Here is a 21,547-nt window from a genome sequence, read left to right on the forward strand (position 1 = left end):
AGCCCGGTTACAGTTGGGGTGCATGCGCTTTTCCACGAGCGACAATCGTCTTCAACAGCTTCGATAGGAGTAACAAGATGCGCCTGTTGCCGGTCATCTATGTCGGGAATACTGACGCAAGCATTCGATTCTACTCGGCTCTTGGCCTCGACCTGGGTTTTCACGCCGAGGCGGGCGACTGGGTGGAGCTCCAGGCCAGTGGGGGCACGTTGGCTCTCCACTCGGTGTCGAGCGCAGACTCCGGACACAAATCGAGGTCGATTGATCTGTGCTTCGAGGCGGATCAGCCGCTTGAGGACACGATGCGGCGGTTGAACGATGCCGGATTTTCTGGTGGAGAGATTGTGGACGAAGATTTCGGCCGCTCTCTTCGAATTGACGACCCGGATGGGCGGTCGATTCAGATCAACGAATCTCCAGATATTCGCTCCTGAGAATTCCCATCTGAATCTGGGCCCAGTACTGCCCGGCGTGAATAGTAGCCGCGCGACGTGACCCTTCGACGACAAACCCCACGCGTTCGTACGTTCGCAGCGCCCGTGAGTTGTACTCCCAGACACTGAGCTCGATCTTGTTGATGCCTAGCTCTTCGAAAGCGAATCGGAGCACCACCCGCATGGCATCCGTGCCGAGGCCCCGACCGACGTGCTCGCCACCGATGATGATCGCGAGAGTTCCGGCACGGACAATCGGATCAATTCCCCAGACAGTGACATGACCGACTAGTTCCTTGCTCGCGGCCTCCTCAATGGAAAATCCGAAGTTGCTGGCATCCTTGTTGCCACTCCACGTTCGAAACATGTCAATCGTAGAAGAGTGCGGCGTCGGTGTGATCTTGGCGTTTTGAAAGACCATCCACGTCGGGTCATTCCACCAGGTAGCGAGCAGGGGGAGGTCATCCTCCTCAAGAGCTCGCAGGCGAACCTTGTCGCCCTGCAGAATTGACGCTGCATAGTCCCTAAAATCAATGTTCACTTTTTACTCCAATCGGAAGTACGTGGGGTGAACTTGCAGTGGAATCCAGCGCCCGTGGTGTTGCTGGAGAAAAGCCACACCTGGTTGTCCGCTGGTGTGACCTCTAGAGGTACATGAGGACGAGCATGATGACCCAGAGGAGGGCGAAGATGCCGCTGAACATGGACAGCTGAGACTTGGTCTTGTCCCACTTGGCGTCGTCGAGCTGATCTGTTTCGGGATCGAAGTCCCCGGCGTCGAGCAGGCCGAGAGAGCCCATCATCTTCCGCTGGCGAGGCTGGATGAGGAAGAGGAGGATTGCCCACGCGATAATGGCCAGGGTGATCGCGATGTGGTACTTGCCCTCCCGCCAATAGGAGCCATCGGTGAACATGATGCCCACGCCGATGATCGGTACGAGGGCGGAAAGCATGCCGTAGACACTGGTGATGCGGTGCAGGACGGCAGCGGCTCCAGCGGCCTTCGCGTCACCCGCGCGGGCCTTGACAGCCTGGGCCGGGAAGGTGGACGTGGCGATGGTGACTGGTCCGATGAACAGGACAGCCGCCAACACGTGGAGGACGATCATGATGGTGGTCAAGGAGTGACCCTTTCAGAATTGGTAGTCTCGGTATTCCCTGGCCATCCTAGTGAAGCCAGGTGGGGGAAGCTACGTGAGGATGTGGTGACACGCCCGCCTCATCGTGCGGATGTCTGCGGTGGGGAGGGGAAGCTCGTAGGCCTCGGCGACTGCCGCGAGGCGCTGGGCGTACCAGCAGCGCGAGCTACGGTGCGACGGCATCCAGTCCGACGGAAGCTGGTCCGACTTGTCCCGGTTCGCGGCGGCGGACACGGGGTAGAGGTTGCGGGGATCATTGGCGAAGGCCTGGCGCTGGCTCGGTGTCCAACGATGCGCGCCCAAATCCCACGCGGCGGAGAGCGGGAAGATGTGATCGATGTCGATGGCATCGGAGATGCTCAACGAGGATCCCGTATAGGGATCGTCGAAGGTGGCTACACCGGTGAGGGTGCAGGTGGGGGTGTCTAAGACGGCGTCGATAAGCAGGGAGGCGAGGAGCGCCTCCCGGATGGTGCAGGGACCATGGGGAGCCCAGCCGGAGCCGAACTCGGCGCGCGAGTAGCCCAGGACGCGGGCACGTTGGGGAACGTCGGCGACCTCAGGCAGCGGTTGGGGCAGTCCGCGGGGCACCACCATGACGGCGGTAGCGACGACGAGGACGGCGAAGAAAAAAGAAAGCCTCACACCAGTATTGGACTGGTGTGAGGCTGCGCAGGTTCCCTGAGAAGATCCTCTGGCTAGAGTTCGCCGCGCTCGACCTTTGCGGCGGCGACCTCAATGTCGATGTCTTCGTGCTTATTCACGATGGCGGCCAGGTGAGAGGCCTTATCAAACTCCTCGAGAACCTCCTGCTTGGGAGGGGCGGTGAGCAGCGTGACAGCAATCATCACGACGGAGGCGGCGATGAAGCCCGGAACCATTTCGTAGATGATGTCGGACCCGCCGAGCGTGCCCCAGGCGAGGACCACGACCGCGCCGGTGACCATGCCGGCGATCGCGCCCGGAGCGTTGAGGCGCTTCCAGTACAGCGACGCCAAGACCAGCGGGCCGAAGGCGGCACCGAAGCCTGCCCAGGCGAAGCCGACCAGGCCCAAAATGGTGTCGGAGGGCGTGATGGCCAAGATACCGGCCACGATGGCGACGACGAAGACCGCCGAGCGCGAGAGGTTAATGAGAACATTCTCCTCGGGCAGACGCTTGCGGATGATCTTGTACAGATCCTCGATGAGCGAGGAGGACACGACCAGCAGTTGGGAAGACATCGTCGACATGATCGCGGCGAGCACGGCCGTGAGGACGAGGCCAGCGAGCAGCGGGTGGAAGAGAATGCGTCCCATGTCGAGGAAGACCGTCTCAAACGCGGAGCGGTCGGTGACGGCAATATCCGGGTTCTGCGAGAAGAACACGGTACCGATGACAGCAGTGGCCGTGGCACCGAGGATGCACAGGAGCATCCAGCCGATGCCGATCCAGCGGCCCACCTTCGCCTCGGCGGGGGAGCGCAGAGCCATGAAGCGGACGAGGATGTGCGGCTGCCCGAAGTAGCCCAAACCCCACGCCAAGTTGCCGATGATCGCCGCGGCCGAAACACCGGCGATCATGTTGAAGTACGTCGGATTGCCCACGCCGCTGGTGTACGGGCCGTAGTCATTCGACGCGGCCCAGGTCCAGATGTCGGAGGGATTGTCCAAGGCAATGAGCGCCATGACCGGCACGATGATGAGCGAGGCGAACATAATCATGCCCTGCACCGCATCGGTATAAGACACGGCCAGGAAGCCGCCGATGAAGGTGTACGCCACGGTCACGGCCGCGATGATGAGCATGCCGTTGAGGTATTCGCCACCGAAGGTTGCCTCGAAGTAGCGGCCGCCGGAAACCATGCCGGCGGAGACGTAGAAGGTGAAGAAGAAGATAATAATGCCCGCCGCCACGATGCGGAGGATCCTGGACTTATCGTGCAGGCGGTTTTCGAAGAAGCTGGGCAAGGTGATGGAGTTGTTGGCCACCTCCGAGTAGGAGCGCAGTCTGGGGGCCACCCACTTCCAGTTTGCCCAGGCACCGACGAGAAGTCCGATGGCAATCCACAGCTCGGACATACCGGTGACAAACAGGGCGCCCGGCAGGCCCATGAGCAGCCAGCCCGACATGTCAGAGGCGCCGGCGGACATGGCGGCGACGAAGGGGTTCAATCCGCGATCAGCCAGCACGTAGTCGTCGTACTTATCTGTCTTGCGATAACTCCAATAACCAATCGCGAGCATCAGCGCCATATACATGATGATGGCGATGATGAACCAGGTTGTTTCGCTCACCGTGCGGTCCTCCTTGTAGAAAATCTCGTAGACGTGGAAACAGGGTGTCGTTCCGCACGTTAACGGCCCAGGCATTGTGTGCCCAAACCGATAGTCCCACCATTGAGACCTAGCCCACGATCTTAGTGTGCAGAACCAGGAGATAACCTGCATCGGGCCTGAACGTAACAACCCTGTAACAAACTCGTCACCAGGGGAGCGAGCCCACGATGACGTCGATGATGCTCGACCCTGCTTGTGTCTGCCCCAGGTGGTAGAAAAGAACCTATGCCTTCTTTCCTTCTGCACGGCCTCTGGATGCCTTCCGGCCTCCATATTTGGGTCGAGCAGGTGGAGGGACATCGAGTGGTGTTGCCCTCGGCGGTGCCCCAGTCGACCTTCCCGCCAGCGGCCCGTTTCCTCCTCCGGGACCGTTCTTTTCGGCATCGAGTTCGCACAGAGTTGCGGACTCCGAAGGGCCGCAAGGTCGAGTTGACCATTCCCACCGCCTCTTTCGCGCCGGAACAGGCGGTGGAGGTGCTCAGCCAGCTGGCGTTCCTGCTGGAGCCAGGCGCGGCGGCGACGAAAGCCCAGCGGGCGGCCATCGCCCCCGACCTGGAGTGGCTGGTGCGCATGAACACCGGCCTGGCGCGCTTTGCCCAGGCCGGTCGGGTGGTGCCCAAGCTGCTCTTCGAAGACGGCATGTGGTGGCCGCAGTGGCAACTGGCCTCGGGGCTGGGGGAGCGGGGCTGGTTGGCGGAGATGGTCGCCTCCGCGCCGGGCATTCTCACGGCGAATAACCGGAACCTCGAGTCGATCGCGGATCAGCTCATCCATTGGAATGCCTCGGCGCTGTTGGAGGATTTGTCGCAATCGCCGCGGCCTTATCCTTGGCACGATTTCGCTGAATCCCTGCTCAATTCCACGCCGCTGCGCCGCGGTGGGCCGACACTGCTGCGCGCAGTGAACGATTGGAAAGATTCCATCACTGCGATCGACCTGCAATTGGTCTTCATCGTGGAGGAACCTTCCAAGGATGATCTGCACGTCGATCCGGATGACAACTCGTGGCCCATTCGGGTGCAGGTGCGCTCGGGGACGGACTCGCCGCGACCGGTGCGCACGGATGAGGTGGACCGGGCGAGCGTGGAAAAGCTGCGCTCGTCCCAGCGCCGGGCGATCGACGTCAGTGATCTGCTTGATCCTTCCCTGCGGACCCGCTTTGGCACTGATGCTGGCATCGACCCGGGGCACCGCGAGCAAGCCGGTGACTGGGATGTGTACCTGACCACCGCTGAAATCGTTGAGTTTATTGCCCGTGATGTGCCCAAGCTCAAGGCTGCCGGGTTCGTGGTCATGCTGCCGAAGGCGTGGTCGACCTATGAGACCAAGGCGCGGTTGGAAACCTCCGAGCAGACCGATGCGGCCGTGGGGGCGACGAAGAAGCACTTCGGGCTCGATCAAATCGTGGAGTACAACTGGCGCATGTCGGTGGGCGATATTGAGCTGACCGATGCGGAGATGACAGAGCTGGTTAATTCCAAGACCGGCCTGATTAAGCTGCGCGGCGAGTGGGTCATGGCCGATACCTCCGCCCTGGCCAAGATCACCGGCTATATGCAGGAGCTGGCCGCGACCTCGCGGAAGCGGCGCAGGAAAGAGTTGGATAAGGCCGCCGCTCGTGCGGAGCGGGCGCGCGTGCTGGAGGAACCGGGCTGGGAGGAGCTCGTTACTGCTGTGGACCGGCAGCGCGAAGCGTTTAACCAGGATTTCTCGGAGGGCGGGGATGTCGGCGAGGTCACCCTCGCGGAGTTGCGGCAGCTTGCTCTGGAATCCATGGCCGCCGAGCCCATCGAGTTCACCGGCTCGACGTGGCACGCAGCGCTGCTCGGCGGTACCGCGACCGTTGCCCCGGAACGCGTCGAGCTGCCCGCTACCGTCCACGCGGAGCTGCGTGACTATCAGCGGCGCGGCGTTGATTGGTTGTACTGGATGTCGCGAAATAATCTCGGCGCCGTCCTTGCCGATGACATGGGCTTGGGCAAGACGCTGCAACTTTTGTCCCTGCTGGCCATTGAGCACGAGCGGGGGGAAGCCGCCGGGCCGACCCTCGTGGTCGCCCCGACGTCCGTGGTGGGCAACTGGGCGAAAGAAGCGGCGCGTTTCGTGCCGGACCTGCGGGTCTTGGTGCATCACGGGCCGGAGCGCCTCCACGGAGAGGAGTTGCTTGCGACGTTGAACACCACCGACCTCATGGTCACCAGCTACGGCGTGGTGGGGCGCGATTTCCAGGAGCTGGGCACGGTGGAGTGGGATCGCGTGGTGCTCGATGAAGCTCAGGCGATTAAGAATTCCACCACGCGGGCGTCCAAGGCCGTGCGTTCTCTGCCCAGCCGGCACCGCATCGCTCTGACCGGCACTCCGGTAGAAAACCGCCTGAGCGAAATGCGTTCCATCCTCGATTTTGTCAATCCGGGCGTGCTCGGGTCGACGAGCTTTTTCCGCAACCATTTCGCCAAAGCCATCGAGCGCGAGCAGGACCCGGAGATGACGGAACGCCTGCGTGCCCTCACCGCGCCGTTTATCTTGCGCCGCCTCAAAACTGATCCGACGATCATCGATGATCTCCCGGAGAAGAATGAGGAGATTATTACTGTCCAGATGACGGCGGAGCAGGCGGCGCTGTACAAGGCGCTGGTCGATGATGTCCAGACTCGCCTCGCCCAGCGCCAGGGGATGGCCCGCCGCGGCCTCGTGCTGGCCACGATCACGCGCATCAAGCAGATTTGTAATCACCCGGCGCAGTACCTCGGCGACGGTTCCTCGGTGACGGCCAAGGGCCGCCATCGTTCCGGCAAGGTGGCGGAACTCATGCGCCTGCTCGACGAGGCCGTGGCGACTGAGCAGCGCGTGCTCATTTTTACCCAGTACAAGGCCTTCGGCGATCTCCTCGTTCCTTATCTTTCCGAGCGTTTCGGTGAGACCATTCCCTTCCTCCACGGCGGCGTGACCAAGACTGGCCGCGATCGCATGGTTGCCAACTTCCAATCGCCCGGAGGTCCGCCCGCGATGATCCTTTCGCTCAAGGCGGGTGGCACGGGCCTCAACCTCACCGCTGCGTCGATGGTCATCCACATGGACCGGTGGTGGAACCCGGCCGTGGAGAACCAGGCCACCGACCGGGCCTTCCGCATCGGGCAGGACAAAAACGTCGCGGTGTACAAGATGACTACCGCCGGTACGCTGGAGGAATCCATCCAAGACATTCTTGATGGCAAGACGGAACTTGCTGGCGCCGTCATCGGTGAGGGCGAGGGCTGGATCACCGAGCTCGGCCCGGAGCAGCTTGCCCAGCTCATGAGCTATCGCGGGAGGGAGGAATAGCATGCCGCAGCGCCCATCTGAGGACAACGTCATCTACGCCAACTTCGGCGCCAAAACCCGCGTCAGTGGCCCGGCCGATGTCACGGCCATCCCGCAGCGATCCCGGCAGAAGATGTCGCCGGGGGCACAAGTGCTTATCGACGCCATTACCTCCCGCACCGACAGCGGTCGCCTCAGCCGCGGCCGCAAGTACGCGGCCGGAGGCCACGTGGTCACCCTGGAGCTGCTCAACGGTCGGGCACATGCGCAGGTGGCGGGCTCCCAAAACGAGCCCTTCAATGTCTCCGTCGTGTTGCCCTATCGCTCCTCCGATGAGCTCAGTGACGTCGCGGCGGCACTGGCCCGTACCCCGAACGGCATGAAGCGGGCCCGGCAGGGAGATCTGTCCGAGGAATTGCTCAAGGTGCTGGTCACCGAACTCCCGGAGGACATTCGTTTCCTCTGTGACTGCCCCGATCCGGCCCCGGTGTGCAAGCACGAGGTGGCGGTCGTTGAGGTGCTTGCCTCGCGTATTGATGCCGACCCGCAGCTGCTCTTCGAGATCCGGGGGCTGAACCTTCCCGCGTTGGAGCAGGCCGTCATGGCCCAGGCGAAGGGAGCGGCGAAGGAGTCGGAGGATGACCCACAGCTGTTCTGGTCGGGCCGGCAATTCCCCGACCTGCCGACCCCGCGCCTGGCCCCGGCGCTCGATGACTCTGACCTGGATCTTCTGCACAAGGCCATGCGCATTATTTCTTATACCAATGTCGAACAATTGCGGGCTGTGTCCGACTTGGAAGACCTGTACGACGCCTTGTGTCAGGGTGGCGTGATAGACAATGACTCATGACGTCATGCACGTTCCTCCACACCTCTGACCTGCAATTGGGAATGACCCGGTGGTTCTTGGACTCTGATGCCCAGGGCCGGTTCGATGATGCCCGCCTCCGCTCGATCGACCGGCTCGGCCAGGTGGCGGCCGAGCACGGCTGTGCCTTCATCGTCGTCGCCGGTGATGTGTTTGAACATAACTCTCTGTCTGACCGGGTGACCGGCCGCGCACTGGAGCGCTTGCGGGCGTTGCCCGTGCCCGTGTATCTGCTGCCCGGCAACCATGACCCGCTGGTGGCGGATTCGGTTTTCCGCCGCATCGACGTCGATGGGGTCCACGTCCTGGGGGACTCCATTCCGGTGGAGGTGGCCCCGGGGGTGGAGCTCGTCGGGGCGCCCTTGTTGGCCAAGCGCGCGACGACTGACCTGGTGCACCGGGCACTCGATGGCCTCGAGCCCACCGATGGGATCCGGGTGATGGTGGGCCATGGCCAGGCGGAATCCCGCTCCAATGACATCCACGCCGACCTCATTGATCTGGCCCACGTCGAGGCCCGGCTCGCTGACGGCACCATTGACTACCTGGCGTTGGGGGACACCCATTCCGCGCAACCTGTGGGCGACTCCGGGCGAGTGTGGTTTTCGGGGTCACCGGAAGTTACTGATTTTCGTGATCTGGCCACCGCCGGCGGGGGCGAGACCAACTCTGGCAAGGCCCTCGTTGTGGAGGTGACTAAATCCTCGGCGTCGGATGCGTCCGTCGTGGTGGAGGAAGTCCCGATCGGGGAGTGGACCTTCGAGGCGCTTGACCGTGAGCTGGCGTCCGCCGCGGATGTGGCGGAGTTCCTGGCGGCCCTTGACGCCTATCCCCATAAGGACCGCACCGTGATCAAATACGGTCTGCGCGGAACTCTCACCATGACCGATACCCGTCAGCTCGAGACCGGAGTGGCGGCTCGCACCCCCGTCTTCGCCGCCCTCTACGAACGTGAGCGCCTCACCGACCTGCACGTGGAACCGGGGGAGGAGGAGCTCGCCGATCTCGGCCTGTCCGGTTTCGCGGCCACCGCGTTGACCGAGTTGGTCAGCGCAGCCGACGAGGACCCCACCGCCCGCGACGCCGTCAACCTCCTCTTCCGTCTGTCACAGGAGTCCTAGCTCATGCGCATCCACTCCCTGACCCTTGACAACGTCCGCGGCATTGACCACCTGGAACTCAAGGAACTGCCCGACACCGGGGTTATCGTCATTCACGGCGATAACGAGAAGGGCAAGTCCACCATTCTTGATGCCCTCCACCTCGTTCTCAACGAGAAGCACAGTGCGAAGAACAAGGTGGTCAAGGCCGCCAAACCCGTCGACCGTGACGTCTCTCCCTCCGTTGCGGTGACCATGTCCTTGGGCCCGGTGACCTTCACGGTGGAGAAGACGTGGTTTCGAGACAAAAGTGCCCGCTTGTCCCTGTCCTCCCCGCAGCGCCAGGTGTTCACCGGCGACGAAGCGGAAGCGAAGCTGAAGGAGCTCATCGCCGAGCACCTCGACTCGGACCTGCTGAGCACTTTGTTCCTGCGCCAGGATGACCTGGGCAACAGCGTCGATGCCCTTGGCATTTCCTCCCTCACCCGCGCTCTTGACGGGGCATCCGGTACCCAGGGGGCTGGTATCGAGGACACCGGGCTCATGGCTGCGGTGAATAGTGAATACCAGCGTTACTACACCGCGACCGGCAAGCAGCGCGGTGAGCTGGCCCAGGCCATGGACGACGTTAAGGCAGCCACCGAGGAAAACTCCGCAGCCCAGGCTTCGGCCGCGGAGCTCGATGGTTACGTTCTCCGGCACGACCACGTCACGGATACCCGCGCACGGGCGACCGCGGCGCTGCCGGAGGCTGTGGCCGAAGCGGAGGCCGCCGCCGAGGTGGCCCGCGTTGCCGCCGAGGCCGCCGCGAAGGCGGAGGCGTTGGCGGGCGAGGTAGAGCGAGCTGAGAGGGAATTCCAGCGCGCCACTCACGCCGTCGAGCAGCGCCGGATGCTTATCGACGCCGTCGTTCTCGCCGCCGCCGAACTCGACCGCCGCCGCGCCGGGCTGGAGGATGCGGCCGCGGCCGCGGCCACCGAAGCAGCCCAACTGGTAGAGCTAGGGGGGAAGTTAGAGGAAGCCAAGCGCCAACAGGCGGTGGCAGCAGCCAATGTGCGAGAGGCGCGCTCGGTGGCGCGGCGGGTCGAGGCAGCAGTGCGTCGGGACGAGGTGGCTGCGAAGCACACACAGGTCACGCAGCTGACTACCCAGATCGCGGAGCTACGACAAGAACATGCTCGCCTGAAGGTCTCCGATGCCCACGTCCGCGCGGTAGAGGAAGCCAGCCAAGAACTCATCCTCCAACAACGGCTGCGGGAGCAAACCACATCCAAACTCCAGTTGACGGCGACTACCCCCGGGTCAGTGCTGGTCAACGGCGAAGAAGTCTCCATTGGCACTGAAGCTGTCTCCGTGGAGTTGGAACGCGGAAGTGAAATCACAATCGGCGAGGTCACCGCCCGCTACCTCCCCGGACTGGCTGAATCGGCTGCTGAGGAGGATCTGGTTGCTCGGGCCACCGCCCGGGTGGCTGAACTTCTCCAAGACTTGGGCTGCTCCTCCCTCGACGCACTTCGCACCCGCCGCGATGCCTACCGGGAGGTAGCGGAGAAGCTCGCTGCCCTAGAGCGCGAAAGAACGTCAGTGCTCAGCGGCACCGATGCGGAGTCCCTCGCCGCCGAGCTCGCCGGACTCACAGCCGACGGAGAGGGGAGCGAGGCGCTCCCCGAGGACCTTGATGTCGCTGCCGCCACCGCGAACGTTCGGGCGACGGAAGAGGAACTCGATCGGCTTGGAGCGGAGGCCGCCGAACTCGATGCGGCGCTAACTCCGTGGCGTGAGCGACAAGCCACGACCGCGCTGAGCACGCTGACCGTGCGAATCGAAGCTGCGGAGCAGGCCGACGGTGCCGCGAAGAAAACGTTGGCTGACGCGGAGGAGAAGGCGGGCGCGGCGGAGTTGGACGGGGACGTCGACAAGCAGCGCGCAGCGCGGGATGCGGTGGTCGAGCAGTGGCGCGTGGCCCAGGCCGAGGTGGCGGCGGCCGATCCGGAGCGGGCCGCGGGCCTGCACCGGACGAAGGCGACGCGAGTCGAATCGCTACACAAGCAAATCGCGGATTCGACGACGCAGCTTGCGGAGCTCAGTGGGCGGATCGAGATGGCCACGGGTGCTGCCGAACGCCTGGAAAAGGCGGAGGCGTCGTTGGCTGCCGCGTCGCATCGTCTGGATTCGGTGCAGCGTCGTGCCGAGGCGGTGGAGATGTTGAGAAACACTCTTCACCGGCACCGGGATGCGGCACGGGCCCGCTACGCGCAGCCGTTTGCTGATGAGCTCAGCCGACTGGCTCGGTGGGTGTTCGGCGATGATGTGGAGTTCCAGCTGTCCGACACGCTGCAGGTGACTGATCGCACCGTCGGGGAGGCCACGGTCGGCCTCGACTTCCTGTCGGGCGGGGCTAAGGAACAGCTAGCGATTCTTACTCGCTTTGCCATCGCCGAGTTGGTGTCTCGGGAGGACAGTGATGGATGGGTACCTGTTCCCGTCGTCGTTGATGATGCGTTGGGGTCCACCGATATGCACCGGCTGGCCCTCATGTCGACATTGTTTGAGCAGATGGGAAAGAAGGGGCAAGTTATTGTGCTTACCTGCGTACCGGAGCGTTATCACCTGGTGCAGGATCGAACCGAGTTTGCCATTGATGATTTGAAGATGAGGTAGAAGAAAACCCCCGCGCAGACCACTGTGGGTCCGTGCGGGGGTGAAGAGCGCGGAGCTTAGGCCTGCTTGATGCCCGAACCGTCGATCTGAATGGTGATCTGCTCGGAGACGAGCACGCCGCCGGAGGCCAGGGGGGCCTGGAAGTCGACGCCGAAGTCCTTGCGGTTGATCTTGGTGTTGGCTTCGAAGCCGACGCGGGTGTTGCCGAAGGGATCTTCCTCGACGCCGAAGATCTCCACGTCGAGGGTGACCGGCTTGGTCACGTCCTTGATGGTGAGGTCGCCGGTGACGGTGCTGCCATCGCCGTGGAGGTTGAAGGAGGTGGCGGCGAAGGTCATCTCCGGGAACTTTTCCACAGCGAAGAAGTCGTCGCCGCGGACGTGGCCGTCGCGGTCAGCGTTGCCGGTGTGGACGGAAGCGGTCTTGATGACGGCGACTGCGGAGTCATTGGCCGGGTTGGCTTCGTCGACGACGACGGTGGCCTCGAACTCATCGAAGGTGCCGCGCACCTTGGTCACCATGGCGTGGCGGGCGATGAAGGCGATGCTGGTGTGGGCGGGATCGAGGACCCAGGTACCGGTGAGGTTAGACATTGTGTTGCTCCTTTTAAGTGTGGTGTTTTCTCAAGTGCAGGTGCAACAATAGCGCGATGTGTATGACGTGTCAACAAGAAACTCGACATTAACGAAACCCCAGGCAGCGGGGGTTGACAACGATTTTCAATCACGGTAGGCAAGGGGCTATGATTGTTGACATGGCTACTGAAACCCGCTGGCTCAATGATGAGGAACAGGCGTTCTGGCGCCTCATGCTCGCCGCCACGCGCAAGATTGATCGCGTGCTCGACGACACCTTGGAGGCCGTAAGCGGCGTCTCGGCCTCTGAATTTGCCGTCCTCGTCTCCATCTCCGAGGCCCCCGACCAGACCCTCCGCCTACGTGACCTGTGCAATTCACTCGATTGGGACCGCTCCCGCACGTCCCACCAGATCACTCGGATGGAACGTCGCGGCCTCGTGACCAAAAATAAGAGTGAATGCGATGCCCGAGGTGTCGAGGTCACCCTCACCGATGAAGGCCTCAAGCGGCTTTCCGATGCCGCTCCCGACCACGTGGAAAGCGTGCGTCGCGTCGTCTTCGACCACATGACCCCGGAACAAATGACGGCGCTGACCTCATTCTGGAAGGGCGTGGTGGACGTAGATAACGTCATCGGGCACTCCGGCATCTCCCCGGGATTGGGCGCCACATAGATCAGGGTGGATATCAGGGGCTCTCCCGATGTATTTGCCTCCCCGCTCCATCACAATGGAGTCATCAGCACAAAACGAGGCACAAGGAGCCCCAGATCATGACTAACGAACCCATCTACCAGCGTCGCCTTCACCGCTCGATCACCGATCGCTACGTCGCCGGCGTCCTCGGCGGCATCGCCGAAACCTACGGCTGGAACCCCACCCTGGTCCGCCTGCTTTTTGTCGCTTCCTTCTTGCTCCCCGGCCCGCAGGCCATTTTGTACCTGGTGGCCTGGATCCTCATGCCGGAGGCCTAAGCACTAGGCGCAACAACCGCCCGTTTCCCTTTGCTGGGGGACGGGCGGTTGTCTGTTACTCGCGGCTAGGCGAAGAAGTCGCGCGTGGCGTTGGGGTGTTGCGCGAGCGGGGTGACCTCGATGTTCATGTACTTGTACATCGGGAAACCGCTGAGCACCTCCTGCAACTCATCGTTGCTCGCGACGTCATAAATTGAGTAGTTCGAATACTTGCCTACGACCCTCCAAATACCCTTCATCGTCCCTTTGGCCTGCAGGTTCCCAGAATATTCCTTCTCCCGGGCCTGGAAATCCGCCACCTGCTCCGGTGTCAAATTATCGGGGAATGACACATCCATGCGAGCAATAAACAGCACGTAAGATCCTCTCGCTTCGTGGGAATTGCTTATCGACGTCCGCCGCCCAGCAGTCCGCCGAGAATCTCACCGAATCCACCACCACCTCCGGTGGTGGCTCGAGTATTCCCGCTGCCGAGCACCTGCCCGAGGATCTGCTCCAACAGCCCACCTTGGGCACCGCCGCCTTGGGAGTTCTTGGTCAGCTGACCCGCCAACCACGACATTGCCAACGGCGCGAGGATGGGGATGAGCTTGTTCACCAGGCTGCTGCCTCCACTGCCCAGGCCACCGAGCTGGCTGACCACCTGCTCCTCCTGGGAGCCAAAAATATGGTGGGCAATCTTAGCGCCATCCTCGGTGTCGATGGCCTCCACATCGACCTCGCCTTCCACCAGTGAGGGATCGTGGCCATCCAGCGCCTTCTCCAAGGACTCCTTGCCGTTGGGATCTTGAGCATTGGCGCCCATTCCCATGAGCAGAGTCGGCACGATAGCTTCGGCTGCGGAGCGAACGTCGTCGGGGCTCTCGCCGAGCTGGTTGGCGATCTTGTCGATGGGCAAGCTGGACAGGAAACCGCTGATGTTGTTGGTCATGTCACAACCATAGTGGGAGTTACCGACATGGGGAAGGCTCTTGCCCCATGTCGGACTGCGCCCATCGGTTTTGGATATGGACTTCCGCGAACCGGTGAGCCAGTGCGATTAGCGTGCCGTATTTCGACCTTGGACGTGTCCCTGAGAGGAGTGCGGCCGATCGCGTTGTAGTTCGTCTAGGTGCTGGCACCGGTTACTCATTGGTGAGCGTGACCAACGACGCGCCAGAGCAAATGATCGGTGGATACTGGCCTCCCTCCAAATTCGGCCCTACACACGAACTGGCATGAAGGTTTGTGCTTGTGTCCGACGAGATCTTCGTGGGCGCTGCTTGATTGATTCCCGGATGCCCAGGGGTTCAATGTGCGAGACTTATACTGACGACAAGCCTAGGCGAGATCGTGATGGGTGATGTATCACAAGTATTCCTCCAAGTCATCTATTCGTACTCGCGGTTAAACCGTCTTTTCCGCCAGGAAAGCCCAGCTTGTTCTTAAAACATTTAGCTCCGGTCTCGCGAGACCATCCATTACATCCCGGGAAACAGTAAAAGAATTGAAGGGACTATCTATGAAAAAAAGCCTCGTACTGGCGTCAATCATGGCTCCAATGCTCCTTATTGGAGTCGTAGCTTGTACACAAGGAAACGGTGGTGTCGAGTCAGAACCAACCACGACGATTGATGAGGAGGTCTCGAATGGCGCGACTGCTCAGCTTGGAGATCTAAGTAAAGGTGTGGAGGGGCAAGTAGGATTTCGACACGGCATGGACTGTACTGACGTTTCCGATTGTTCAATCAACTTTACTGTGGAATCGCTCGATCTGCTGGAGATGTGCGAAGGAACAGTTTTTGGCGAGCAGCCTTCAGGAACTCACCTCGTTAAAGCGACTGTTCTTCTGGAAACAAAGCCATCCGACTCTGACTATCGTCCTGGTGAATTCCCGATTTGGTCGGATTGGTCAGCATTGGACAAAGAAGGAATCAACCAAGAGCTTCCCCAGTCTTCTTGGTGTTCACCATCGACGCGTGAGCAAGCTTGGAGGGAAACGATGCAAGTCGGAGATACTGAACGGAGGGTTCACATTATGGATGTTCCTGATGGTGCTTCAAAGATTCGATTGACGGAAACCCTAAATGGTGCGAGGTGGGAATTCCCGGCTCCCGATGCGTCTGCAACGCGTGCCTCACTCGACGAGGTAGGTCCCGCGCAAGAGCCAGGCCCAACGCCCAATTTTGCTCACACGCCGGCGCCGGTCGCGCCAGCCCCTCGTCCAACTCCGGAAGCGTCTCCCGTTGTTGGTTTTACTGGAGCTCCTGGCGTAGAAGCACCTAGAGTTCTCGATAAGCAAGTCTCTCACTGTGGGGACCCTCAAATTCACCAAACCGGTACCACATTTTTCACCGATGGAACCTCTGGATGGACTGAGGTTTGTAGCAACCAGATGCTCCAGTAGTTGAATAGCTCGTGTTTTGCAAAGAGCCTCCAGAAATGAACGAATTTCAGATGTTTAACTGAGAAGGTTATCGGCACAGTAAAGGGTCTAGTCGCGCTGTGCCTTAGTGGGGATGGAGATCACCGAAAAAAATGGGGATGCTAAATAGTGTAAAGAAGCTATCTAGGGAACTTCGGGTATCAATCTGTAGAGAACCATTGACCTAACAAGCTTTGTGCTGTGCATCTTTAATGGATCCTAGGACTTCACGTGTCCGCAATGGACTTTATAATTCCTCTAGATAAATGAATTCTGACATAGAGCTCGACGGTGCAATCGCAGGTAGTTTTCCCCTAAGGTATCGACTCTGCGGCATCTGACACTAAATCCTGTTCGGATATTTGCCGCCTTCATTAAGCTCGAATTTACTTCGAACAGTTTGCCAGTCGGCGATCCTGGCGGCGATCGACTGATATTTCGTTGCCGTCCGCCGCCAGTTGACTAGCAGACTATGCTAGCTGCAGTTTAGTCAGATTATTGATCTCTAGTGTTGTCGTAGACCGGTGTCTCCATACCTTCGTATCGAGCCTTGAGCTGCATGGACAGGTACCTCGAATAGTGCCGTGACTGATGGAGGTTACCGCCGTGGAACCACAGCCCGTCTACTGCCGTCGGCTTCCACATGTTCCGCAATTCACCTTCCCACGGGCCCGGATCCTTCGTGGTGTCCGAACCCAAGCCCCAGCACGGCCCGACTTGATCAGCGACTTCTTGGCTGATCAGTTGGGCGGCCCAGTTGTTCATGTTCCCGTACCCGGTGGCCAGGACGATGACGTCGGCAGGCAACTCGGTGCCGTCGGACAGCACTACGGAGCGCTCCCGGACTTCCTCGATGTTGACTCGCGAGCGAACCGGGATCTCTCCACTGGCGACGAGCTCGGAGGCACCGACATCGATGTAGTAGCCGGAACCGCGCCGCAGGTACTTGAGGAACAACCCCGAATCATCATCACCGAAGTCGAGGAGGAAACCTGCTTTCTCCAATCGATCGTAGAAGTCCTTATCGATCTCCCGGACCTTGTCAAAGGCTACCTTCTGTACCTCGGGCAGAACCTTGTACGGCCACGAAGCAAAGAGCAGGTCGGCGGTGTCGGTATCCACCCCGGCTTCCAGAGCTTCCTCGGAATACAGGGGCCCGAAAACCTCCTGCATGAGCGTCTCGGAACGCACGATGTGGGTCGAGGAGCGCTGAATCATCACCGGACGAGCACCGTTGTCATAGAGGTCCGCGCAGATGTCGTGGGCCGAGTTGTTCGCACCCAACACGACGACATCCTTATCCCGATCAACCTCACCTCCAGCATGCTCGGAAGAGTGTCGGATCTCCCCGTGGAAGCTATCCTCACCCGGCAGTGAGGGCCGGTTCGGCACACCTGACATCCCCGTCGCTAGGACAAGCTGAGCGGGATGGAGGGTCATCTCGGCGCCATCCCGATTAACGGTGACATCCCAGCGGTTCTCGGCCTCGTTGTAACTGGCTCGCACGCACTCCGTCCTCGTCCAGTAGTCCAAGTCCATGATTCCGACATAGTGTTCGAGCCAGTCACCCATCTTGTCCTTAGGGGTGAACACTGGCCAGTCATCTGGGAAGGGCAGGTAAGGGAGGTGGTCGTACCAGACCGGATCGTGGAGGCAGAGTGAGTGGTAGCGACCGCGCCACTGGTCACCGGGGCGCGCGGCCTTGTCCAAAATGAGGGCGGGCACCCCCAGGCGCTTCAGCCGTGCACCCAGAGCGATGCCGCCCTGACCGCCTCCCACGATGAGAACATAGGGTTGCTCCGTCACACCGAGTGCGTTCTGACGATCGAGTTTCTTGTCCGCCCAGTTCCGCTTGTCGGCGCTTTGCCCATGTTCCGCACCCAGCGGACGACGCCGACCGCTCGGTTCTGGGAATTGCCTCAACTCGCGCGCCGAGGTGAGCATGGTCCACGCCTTGCCGTTACGAAGACGCACGATGCCCGTGCAACGGAAGTCCTGGGAGTCGCAGGAGAACTTGACGCGCGTGACGCCGTTTCCCTCATCAACCGGTTCGCCGTCCAGGACAACATTGCTCAACCTGCTGGCAGGCCACGTTGTGCGGATCATCTCCGCAATCTCTTCCGCCCCTTCGGCGGTGGTGATGTTCCAAGTGAAGGCGAGCAGATCCCGCCAGTATCCCTCGGTTTCAAACAGCTCGCTTATTGCCGTGGCGGCGGTAGCAGCGTCAGAAGCTCCACCCGCCTGCTCCAACGAGTGGAGCCACTCGGTTGCCGTGTCCTTCACGTCGATGACCTTGGTCATGTCTATCTCTCCTCATCGGTATCGTTCTGACCTCACCAATAGTGGCACAGATTACAAAAGGAGAGTGGATAGATGTGCATCACGTTATCTTCTTGAAGTCGGAATTGGGGTGCTTGTCTCTAGGGGCTTAGCAGGGACGATGTATGGATCATGGTGTTGGTGGGGGACGCGAATGAAATAGCTTCCATGGGCAGTAAACGGGCGGTGGTGGCGCCCCTTCCGTGGATGTCGCAATGGTGTGTCGTCGCGGTTTGGGGGCTAGCATCTCAGTGCCGCGTGAGTTTCCTGTATGGAAAATGCTGGGTGTGGGTACCGTGGGGTTATGGAACTAGACCGACGCATGAATTCCCTGGTAGCGTTCTATTTCTCCAAAGGGGTGGCGCACGAATTCTCCAGAGGGGTGGCACACAAACCGCACGGTGACGAGGCAATCAGGGTTGTCTCCAAGCGCGCATATCGCGATTTGGCACGGACCCTTCGCGGGATTGGGTCGCACCCGTCAGCGGAAAGAATCAAGCGGAATGTCGAGGACAGCGTCCTCTCGTTCGTAGAGTCTTTGAAAGAAATTGGTGACCAGGACAGGTTCGACATCGCACACCAAGCCTGGTGCGAAGGCGTAGTAGAGATGGTCAACGCTGAAGAGCACCCTCAGCGTCCGACGTTCAAGTTCCATTACGGGCAAGCGCAGAAGTGGTTAAACATGACTCTCAAATATCTTGCAGTTCTTGACCATTCCGCAATCGGGAAGGTTTACCAGTACCTTCACGCCCCTGTTGACCGCATTATCTACGATCGAGGGAAGGAGACTCTCGAGGTCACTCCTCCCAATGGTGCATGGTCGACACTCGGCGGTGCGGATTACCGTCAGTACCAGACTCAACTGCGGGAGGCCATCAAAGACAAGGCCTGGGACTGCGTGATGGATTGGGAAGCGGACGCGTGGACCAGTGAGGGTGAGGAACCAGCAGCCCAAGAGCCCTAACTGGCTCCAGCATGACATGATGGAGCAGAGAACCAACGGCAGCGTTTCGGTATCGATTCACTACCCCCCATAGTGCCACGTGAAGAACACCGCCAATGTCAGCTTTGAAGACTGAGGCACTCGGGAAGCAGTGTGACACAGAGGAAAATGAGTTCCTTTGCTCCCGCCGCATCGACCAGATTCGACCCACGTGAACCCGCACAAAAAAGGTCATGCCCCGAGCCATAGTAGGAACTATGTCTCGAGACATGACATTGTGCCCCCAGCAGTGTCTGATTCCGTGACATCGTTCCGCCCCACAAGGCCCTGATGTCTCACAACATAGTTCCGCATGCCCCACCCTCCCACGGGAGGAACACCATCGTGCCCAAGATCAGAAAAACAGATGTCCTGCGACATCGTTCCACCCACCACGAACACGCAGGGGGACGAGTCTCAAAAGACGCCACCGAAACGTCAAGGCCAGCTGCTAACAGCCTTACAGCTCGGATCAGCAGGTTCCTTGGCATCAGCGAAGATCAGCCAGGCTCAGGAGGCCGCCAGTGACGGCTTTGAAGACTGGGGCACCCGAAAAGTCGCAAGCATCAGCGGAGAAGAAGCTCCGTTACTCCCGCAGAATCAACCACATTCGACCCACCTGAACCCGCACAAAAAAGGTCATGCCCCGAGACAAAGTAGGAACTATGTCTCGAGACATGACATGGTGTCCCCGACAGGATTCGAACCTGCGACCTTTGGTACCGGAAACCAATGCTCTATCCACTGAGCTACGGAGACCCGCTGCACCCCGACGCGTGGTCGGGATAACAACGGTGAAATCTTAGCACCCGGTCTAGGCCGGGGCCGAATCACCTACACAAAACCGCGCAAGCAAACCTGGCCAAACCTAGTTCACGCCGGGGACGTTCGCTACGGGGGCGACGCCGGTACGCAGGTAGGAGACGACGGCGTCGTCGACAGCCTGGTTGCCGGTGGCGACGTGGCCGTGGCCGTTGCCGTGGACGGTGATGACTTGGCTGCGCATCTGCTCGGCAAGCGTGTAGTGGTTTTGGTAGGGGGTCTGGGGGTCGCCGGTGGCTTGAATCTGCAGCGGACGGGTGGCGAGCTGGGAGCCGTCGGTGAGCTGGCGGCCGGAGTTGGGCTCGATGCCGGAGCAGCCGGCGCCGGAGGTGAACATGGCGTTGGGGGCGGTGAAGATGTCGCCGGTGACGTAGTTGGTCCAGGCGTAGCGGGGAACGTCGGCCAGGTTGGGAGTGGTGGTGTTTTCGTTGCACATGACCATGCGCTGCATTGCTGAAGTGTTCAACACGGCCAACTGTTGTTCGGGGGTGCCGGAGAGATCTTCGATGGTGGGGATCTCGGCGGTGCCGTTGATCATCTTGGCCAGTTGGTCCCAGGCGCCGGGGTTGGGCAGGGACATGCGGGTTATGGACAAGGTGACGGAGCGAGACTGGTTCGCACCGGGGCGTACTGCCTGGGAGGAGAGGCCCTCGGAGGAGACGCGGGCGGGGCCGGTGGCCGTCATGGCATCTGCGGCGAGTTGCCCGGCCCAGTCGAATCCCGGCGGGATGTCACCGATCTGGGCGGGCGGCGGGACGACGGTGGGGTTGGTGCCGGCCTCGGAGACGACCTTGCGGGACCAGGATTGGTAGACGGCGAGGGGAGTGGTGCCCAGGCCGTAGGTGTCGTTGCGTTCGGCGACCCAGCCGAGGAAGTCGTGGAGGCTGGATTCGAAGCCGCCCTGCTGGGTGCCCATGACGCCGTTCCAGGCCAGGTTGGGGTCCATGCCAGAGTCGAGGACAACGCGGTCGGTGTGCTGGGGATAGCGGGAAGCGTAGACGGAGCCCAAGTAGGTGCCGTAGCTCAGGCCCATGATAGAGATGCGGTCCTCGTTGAGGGCTTGGCGGACCCATTCCCAGTCATTGGCGGTGTTGTCGGTCGTTAGGGATGCGGTGTAGCCGGGGGTCTTGATTTCGCAGGAGTCGCGGATGAAGGCACCCTGACGCAGGTGGGGGTCGGTGGGGCTGGTGTTGGCGGGCATCTCGGTGCAGTCGAGCGGGGTGGAGCCGGCGAGGCCGCGGGGTTGAACGGCGACGCGGTCCCACTCGGAGGTGATACCGGTCGGCCAGGCGAAGACCTGGGGGTTGCCGAAGTAGGAGTAGGCGTCGCCGCCTGGGCCGCCGGGGTTGCCGAAGAGCGTGCCACGCTTGGCACCTGGGTTGGATGCGGGGACTTTGATGAAGCCCACGGAAATGGTCGCGCCGGCGGGATCGGAGTGGTACATGGGGACGTCGATACGCCCGCAGGTTGCGGCAGGATCGGTGACCTGCTCTGGGCACTCTTCCCAGGTGATGGGCTGGGCGGGGGCGGCATTGGCGGGAGCGGTGGCGATGGACAGTCCAGCTAGTCCGACAATGGCAGCGGCGAAAGCCGCGACTGGGCGCGATACGTTCATGGGTGGCGTCGTCTCTTCTCAGTTACGTGGCAGG

The 21,547-nt window shown here is 61.1% G+C and carries 18 protein-coding genes and 1 tRNA gene; 9 read left to right on the forward strand and 10 right to left on the reverse strand.

What is annotated here, in order from left to right:
- Nucleotides 1–77 precede the first annotated feature (77 nt).
- Nucleotides 78–434 carry a VOC family protein gene (locus CTEST_RS05045; protein WP_047252821.1) on the forward strand — a complete coding sequence of 119 codons (357 nt, stop codon included), beginning with the start codon at nt 78–80 and terminating at the stop codon, nt 432–434.
- Here the strand turns inward: CTEST_RS05045 and CTEST_RS05050 are convergent.
- The 4 genes from CTEST_RS05050 to putP form a co-directional block, all read right to left on the reverse strand.
- Nucleotides 406–975 carry a GNAT family N-acetyltransferase gene (locus CTEST_RS05050; RefSeq protein WP_236686145.1) on the reverse strand — a complete coding sequence of 190 codons (570 nt, stop codon included), beginning with the start codon at nt 973–975 and terminating at the stop codon, nt 406–408. The two genes, CTEST_RS05045 and CTEST_RS05050, sit on opposite strands and share 29 nt — an antisense overlap.
- A gap of 103 nt (nt 976–1,078) precedes the next feature.
- Nucleotides 1,079–1,555, reverse strand: coding sequence for a hypothetical protein (locus tag CTEST_RS05055; RefSeq protein WP_047252822.1), 477 nt, complete (start codon nt 1,553–1,555; stop codon nt 1,079–1,081).
- 69 nt (nt 1,556–1,624) lie between these two features.
- Nucleotides 1,625–2,218: an HNH endonuclease family protein gene (locus tag CTEST_RS05060; RefSeq protein ID WP_236686146.1), complete on the reverse strand. Its 594-nt coding sequence runs from the start codon at nt 2,216–2,218 to the stop codon at nt 1,625–1,627.
- Between the two features lie 53 nt (nt 2,219–2,271).
- Complete coding sequence (putP, locus tag CTEST_RS05065) at nt 2,272–3,849, reverse strand: sodium/proline symporter PutP (RefSeq protein ID WP_047252823.1); 1,578 nt, start codon at nt 3,847–3,849, stop codon at nt 2,272–2,274.
- 267 nt (nt 3,850–4,116) lie between these two features.
- Here putP and CTEST_RS05070 point away from each other — a divergent pair, with 267 nt between their 5' ends.
- From CTEST_RS05070 to CTEST_RS13055, 4 genes are read left to right on the forward strand one after another with little or no spacing between them, the layout of a single operon-like run.
- Complete coding sequence (locus CTEST_RS05070; protein ID WP_047252824.1) at nt 4,117–7,212, forward strand: DEAD/DEAH box helicase; 3,096 nt, start codon at nt 4,117–4,119, stop codon at nt 7,210–7,212.
- A 1-nt stretch (nt 7,213) separates the two neighbouring features.
- Complete coding sequence (locus CTEST_RS05075) at nt 7,214–8,041, forward strand: SWIM zinc finger family protein (RefSeq protein WP_047252825.1); 828 nt, start codon at nt 7,214–7,216, stop codon at nt 8,039–8,041.
- Complete coding sequence (locus tag CTEST_RS05080) at nt 8,038–9,180, forward strand: metallophosphoesterase family protein (protein ID WP_047252826.1); 1,143 nt, start codon at nt 8,038–8,040, stop codon at nt 9,178–9,180. Before CTEST_RS05075 ends, CTEST_RS05080 begins: the two co-directional genes overlap by 4 nt.
- A 3-nt stretch (nt 9,181–9,183) precedes the next feature.
- Nucleotides 9,184–11,820: an AAA family ATPase gene (locus CTEST_RS13055; protein ID WP_052844306.1), complete on the forward strand. Its 2,637-nt coding sequence runs from the start codon at nt 9,184–9,186 to the stop codon at nt 11,818–11,820.
- A gap of 56 nt (nt 11,821–11,876) precedes the next feature.
- Here the strand turns inward: CTEST_RS13055 and CTEST_RS05090 are convergent, their stop codons facing one another.
- Complete coding sequence (locus CTEST_RS05090) at nt 11,877–12,413, reverse strand: YceI family protein (RefSeq protein WP_047252827.1); 537 nt, start codon at nt 12,411–12,413, stop codon at nt 11,877–11,879.
- Between the two features lie 161 nt (nt 12,414–12,574).
- On the opposite strand from CTEST_RS05090, the gene CTEST_RS05095 reads away from it, so the two are divergent.
- Both CTEST_RS05095 and CTEST_RS05100 read left to right on the forward strand, forming a co-directional pair.
- Complete coding sequence (locus tag CTEST_RS05095) at nt 12,575–13,072, forward strand: MarR family winged helix-turn-helix transcriptional regulator (protein WP_047254236.1); 498 nt, start codon at nt 12,575–12,577, stop codon at nt 13,070–13,072.
- A 98-nt stretch (nt 13,073–13,170) separates the two neighbouring features.
- Nucleotides 13,171–13,371: a PspC domain-containing protein gene (locus CTEST_RS05100; protein ID WP_047252828.1), complete on the forward strand. Its 201-nt coding sequence runs from the start codon at nt 13,171–13,173 to the stop codon at nt 13,369–13,371.
- A 65-nt stretch (nt 13,372–13,436) separates the two neighbouring features.
- On the opposite strand, the gene catC is transcribed toward CTEST_RS05100, so the two are convergent.
- The gene (catC, locus tag CTEST_RS05105; RefSeq protein ID WP_047252829.1) at nt 13,437–13,727 is read right to left on the reverse strand and encodes a muconolactone Delta-isomerase; all 291 of its coding nucleotides are present in this window, start codon (nt 13,725–13,727) and stop codon (nt 13,437–13,439) included.
- Nucleotides 13,728–13,756: 29 nt separating this feature from the next.
- The gene (locus tag CTEST_RS05110; RefSeq protein WP_047252830.1) at nt 13,757–14,302 is read right to left on the reverse strand and encodes a DUF937 domain-containing protein; all 546 of its coding nucleotides are present in this window, start codon (nt 14,300–14,302) and stop codon (nt 13,757–13,759) included.
- Between the two features lie 570 nt (nt 14,303–14,872).
- Between CTEST_RS05110 and CTEST_RS13535 the strand changes: the two genes are divergently transcribed.
- Nucleotides 14,873–15,757 carry a hypothetical protein gene (locus CTEST_RS13535; protein ID WP_144413227.1) on the forward strand — a complete coding sequence of 295 codons (885 nt, stop codon included), beginning with the start codon at nt 14,873–14,875 and terminating at the stop codon, nt 15,755–15,757.
- Between the two features lie 513 nt (nt 15,758–16,270).
- On the opposite strand, the gene CTEST_RS05115 is transcribed toward CTEST_RS13535, so the two are convergent.
- Nucleotides 16,271–18,076: an NAD(P)-binding domain-containing protein gene (locus CTEST_RS05115; RefSeq protein ID WP_047252831.1), complete on the reverse strand. Its 1,806-nt coding sequence runs from the start codon at nt 18,074–18,076 to the stop codon at nt 16,271–16,273.
- A gap of 340 nt (nt 18,077–18,416) precedes the next feature.
- Between CTEST_RS05115 and CTEST_RS05120 the strand changes: the two genes are divergently transcribed.
- Nucleotides 18,417–19,058, forward strand: coding sequence for a hypothetical protein (locus CTEST_RS05120; protein ID WP_236686147.1), 642 nt, complete (start codon nt 18,417–18,419; stop codon nt 19,056–19,058).
- 701 nt (nt 19,059–19,759) lie between these two features.
- Here the strand turns inward: CTEST_RS05120 and CTEST_RS05125 are convergent.
- A tRNA-Arg gene (locus tag CTEST_RS05125) sits at nt 19,760–19,835 on the reverse strand.
- 109 nt (nt 19,836–19,944) lie between these two features.
- Nucleotides 19,945–21,513: an alpha/beta hydrolase gene (locus tag CTEST_RS05130; RefSeq protein WP_083985443.1), complete on the reverse strand. Its 1,569-nt coding sequence runs from the start codon at nt 21,511–21,513 to the stop codon at nt 19,945–19,947.
- Between the last annotated feature and the right edge of the window lie 34 nt (nt 21,514–21,547).

This window comes from Corynebacterium testudinoris (assembly GCF_001021045.1).
GTDB lineage: Bacteria > Actinomycetota > Actinomycetes > Mycobacteriales > Mycobacteriaceae > Corynebacterium > Corynebacterium testudinoris.

Excerpts from the sequence above, each read along its gene's own strand:
- CTEST_RS13535 (WP_144413227.1), top strand. The coding sequence starts at position 14,873 with ATGAAAAAAAGCCTCGTACTGGCGTCAATCATGGCTCCAATGCTCCTT.
- CTEST_RS05045 (WP_047252821.1), top strand. The coding sequence starts at position 78 with ATGCGCCTGTTGCCGGTCATCTATGTCGGGAATACTGACGCAAGCATT.
- CTEST_RS05115 (WP_047252831.1), bottom strand. The coding sequence starts at position 18,076 with ATGACCAAGGTCATCGACGTGAAGGACACGGCAACCGAGTGGCTCCAC.
- CTEST_RS05110 (WP_047252830.1), bottom strand. The coding sequence starts at position 14,302 with ATGACCAACAACATCAGCGGTTTCCTGTCCAGCTTGCCCATCGACAAG.
- CTEST_RS05090 (WP_047252827.1), bottom strand. The coding sequence starts at position 12,413 with ATGTCTAACCTCACCGGTACCTGGGTCCTCGATCCCGCCCACACCAGC.
- CTEST_RS05120 (WP_236686147.1), top strand. The coding sequence starts at position 18,417 with ATGAATTCCCTGGTAGCGTTCTATTTCTCCAAAGGGGTGGCGCACGAA.
- CTEST_RS13055 (WP_052844306.1), top strand. The coding sequence starts at position 9,184 with ATGCGCATCCACTCCCTGACCCTTGACAACGTCCGCGGCATTGACCAC.
- CTEST_RS05130 (WP_083985443.1), bottom strand. The coding sequence starts at position 21,513 with ATGAACGTATCGCGCCCAGTCGCGGCTTTCGCCGCTGCCATTGTCGGA.
- CTEST_RS05070 (WP_047252824.1), top strand. The coding sequence starts at position 4,117 with ATGCCTTCTTTCCTTCTGCACGGCCTCTGGATGCCTTCCGGCCTCCAT.
- CTEST_RS05100 (WP_047252828.1), top strand. The coding sequence starts at position 13,171 with ATGACTAACGAACCCATCTACCAGCGTCGCCTTCACCGCTCGATCACC.
- CTEST_RS05075 (WP_047252825.1), top strand. The coding sequence starts at position 7,214 with ATGCCGCAGCGCCCATCTGAGGACAACGTCATCTACGCCAACTTCGGC.
- CTEST_RS05080 (WP_047252826.1), top strand. The coding sequence starts at position 8,038 with ATGACGTCATGCACGTTCCTCCACACCTCTGACCTGCAATTGGGAATG.
- CTEST_RS05095 (WP_047254236.1), top strand. The coding sequence starts at position 12,575 with ATGGCTACTGAAACCCGCTGGCTCAATGATGAGGAACAGGCGTTCTGG.